Annotated in this window: 3 protein-coding genes and 1 pseudogene; all 4 read right to left on the bottom strand. The window is 40.6% G+C overall.

Annotation, left to right across the window (positions count from 1 at the left end; all coding sequences use genetic code 11):
• Positions 1-729: ABC transporter permease (locus H5072_RS15160; RefSeq protein ID WP_182693993.1), on the bottom strand; the 729-nt coding region annotated here is incomplete at its 3' end.
• Positions 730-872: 143 nt separating this feature from the next.
• Positions 873-2054, bottom strand: coding sequence for a cystathionine beta-lyase (locus tag H5072_RS15155; protein WP_182693992.1), 1182 nt, complete (start codon positions 2052-2054; stop codon positions 873-875).
• Between the two features lie 9 nt (positions 2055-2063).
• Positions 2064-2984, bottom strand: a complete 921-nt coding sequence (gene nudC / locus H5072_RS15150; RefSeq protein ID WP_002962842.1) for an NAD(+) diphosphatase — start codon at positions 2982-2984, stop codon at positions 2064-2066.
• Positions 2985-3158: 174 nt separating this feature from the next.
• Positions 3159-3289 (bottom strand): annotated as a pseudogene (locus H5072_RS21255) (NYN domain-containing protein); the annotation flags it as partial.

Here is a 3289-nt window from a genome sequence, read left to right as displayed (position 1 = left end):
CCCCGCTAATAGCTCTATTTGCACACCCGGAAATAAATAATCAAGCAAGCCTAATGCAGGTATTTGCCATTGCAATATACCAACTACAATACCGCCTGCTGCAAAATATAAAATTGCCAATACAATAGATAAACGCGATGAGCGAGCAAAGGTATTTATTAACGTCATAAGTGCTACAAATGGGCATAAAGTAACAACCAATATTAAAAATATAGAAAGTGCACGGGCAAAACCACCAGCCAGTAAACTTGGATCTCTAAAACCCAATACCGCGAGTGTAGCCACAAGCGTTATACCCACCAAACATGCTAATACTCCTAGCTGCCCTAGAAAACGGCCAAACAGTATTTCAAAGCGAGTGGAGCGCAGTGATAAAAACCTTAGTGTGCCACGCTCTCTATCGCCTACCGTTTGGTCGCTACAAATAAATAAACCAAAAACGGGAAAGCTATAAAGGGCTATTAACCAATACATAGCAAATTCGGCCTCAGGCCAATCCAATAATTTACTTAAACCAATAGAACCTGATATATCACGGGCTATTTGCTCAAAATCGGGCGCACTTACAATGCCTACTGCCTGCCCTATTGGGTAGCGCAGTATTATTAGCCACACCAATGCAAAGGCAGCTAATGCAATAAGTCCACGTTTAGTTAAAAACATACTTACAAGCTCAAATCCCGCTATTTGCGTTAATCGCCCTACGTTTATCGGTAATGGTGTTGCCATTGACTATCCTTAATGACTTTTTATTTTCTGTGTATTTATCCACACTAAGTGTAAACACCTTGAATTACCAGCAAAAAAAAGCCCACCTATGGTGAGCTTTGTAACAATACATTTAAATGTAACAACATAAATTGCGATATAAATTATAAATACTGCTTATAAACCTCAAGTGCTTGGCTTAAATCGCTAATTAAATCTTCAACATCTTCAAGGCCAATATGCAGACGAATAACCGGGCCTAAATCCCAGCCTGTATTTGAACGCAGCCCTTTCATAGTTAAATTAGCCGTTACTAAACTTTCAAAACCGCCCCATGAAAAGCCCATTTTAATATGCTCAAGGCTATCTAAAAATGCATCAATCGCTTTTTGATTACCGGTTTTCATCACAAATGAAAACAACCCATTACTGCCATCAAAGTCACGTTTAAAGAACTCATGCCCTGGGCAGCTTTCAAATGCAGGGTGTCGAATATGATCAACAAGCTCATGTTGCTCAAGCCATTTAGCTACTTCTATTGCTGCTTTTTCATGTTGATTTAAACGCACACCCATTGTACGCAGGCCTCTAAGCGCTAAATACGCATCATCGGCACTGGTACATTGCCCTAGTAAGTATGAGTTTTCTCGCAAGGTTGGCCAATACTTTTTATTAGCAACAGCCACCCCCATCATCACGTCTGAATGGCCAACAATATACTTTGTTGCAGCTTGAATACTAATATCAACTCCGTGCTCTAACGGGCGATAATGCAGACCGTTACCGTAGGTATTATCAAGCATGGTCATTACGTTGTGCTCATTGGCTACTTTTACCATAGCGGGCACATCTTGCACTTCCATCGTAATAGAGCCTGGAGATTCTAAAAACAACACTTTAGTATTTGGCTGAATGTAATCTTTAATACCTGCGCCAATGGTTGGCGGGTAATAGGTTGTTGTAATGCCCAGCCCCACTAAAATTTTATCGCAAAAATCACGAGTTGGTTCGTACACGTTATCAACCATTAAAATATGATCACCGGTTTTTAAAAACGATAAAAATACTTGGCTGATCGCCGCAGCGCCACAAGGGTACAATGCACACCCTTCGCCGCCTTCAAGTTCTGTAATCGCTTCTTGCAGCGCAAAGTGTGTTGTTGTTCCTCGGCGCCCATAAAATAACGTTTTATCGCCACGGATTTTAGCTGCTTCTTTTAAATCGGCTACAGTATCAAATACAATGGTAGATGCACGCTGTACAACAGGGTTTACTACGCCATGTGTATAGGCTTTTTTTCGCCCTGATGATACCAGCTGAGTGTTTTTATTACTTTTACTCGACATTGTTAATCCTTAAGGGTTTGTGCGCCAATGCTCAATTAAATAACGAGAGATAGAATCGGTTCTAGGCAGCTTTAAATGCTCGCCTTCTTCGTGCCAATTACCAAATTGCTCTAAGTCTTCACGACTAAACCATTTTGCATCGTCTAGCTCTTCTTTATCTACGTTAATTTGCTCAGATGTCGCCTGTGCAAAAAAGCCAAGCATAATTGACGATGGGAACGGCCATGGCTGAGATGCAACATAACGTACGTTATCAACTTCTATGCCTGCCTCTTCTTTAACTTCACGCGCAACAGCTTGTTCTAGTGTCTCCCCTGGGTCTACAAATCCAGCAAGCGATGAATACATACCAGTGGGCCACGCAGCTTGGCGACCTAATAAACAGCGTTCTACTCCGTCAGCAAAGACTTTAGTAACGACCATAATTACCGCAGGATCGGTACGCGGGAATGTAGGATGCTTACAGTTTTCGTTTTCACATACACGAGAATGCCCGGCTTCCACTGAACGGTTTTTACTACCGCAGCGCCCACAAAAACGGTGCGTGGCATGCCAATAACATAGCCCTCTCGCAAGGGCTGCTATTGAGGCATATTTAATGGTTACTTGAGGCCCATATTGGCGAATATCAAAAAACTGAGCGCCCTCTATTAAAGGCGAAAGTACGCTTTCATCCAGATCAGAAACATCCAATGCAAACACACCATGTTTAGCATTGTTTAAACCAACAAAAATAGCACTCGTTAAATCTAAATGTGCCACTTGTTGATACGTTAAATAGCTTACTTTAGGGGTATCTTTAATAAATAGGGTTTGATTATTTTTAACTAAAACCCATTTACTTTGCGCCGACATTTGCGCTTTAAGCCACGATGGGTCTTTACGAAAATTTGAGCCTCTATCTAGTGGCATGTTGCTGTAATGAAGCATGTAAGTCCTTGGTAACTCGTTATGCTTTAAAATTACCATAATCATTTAGCAAACCCAATTGATTACAGTAATAAAAAAAGCCTATATAAGGCTTAATTCATCTATTACGGCTTTGTATTAAAATCTCTCATGTTGCAGGCACTTAGCTTGCACTTTTTTAACTATTTTTTACTGTTAAAGTAGCAAAGTATTATCAATTAAATGAAATTGCTCTGCGCTTTGTTTTAATACCTCAGCAGTTAACCTGTCAGCACCGTATACATCGCACGGTACATTATATTGACTTTTTAAATGCCCAAGTAACA

The sequence above is a fragment of the Pseudoalteromonas sp. SR45-5 genome (assembly GCF_014163565.1).
Classification (GTDB): domain Bacteria; phylum Pseudomonadota; class Gammaproteobacteria; order Enterobacterales; family Alteromonadaceae; genus Pseudoalteromonas; species Pseudoalteromonas distincta.
This window is presented reverse-complemented; position numbering and strand designations above follow the sequence as displayed.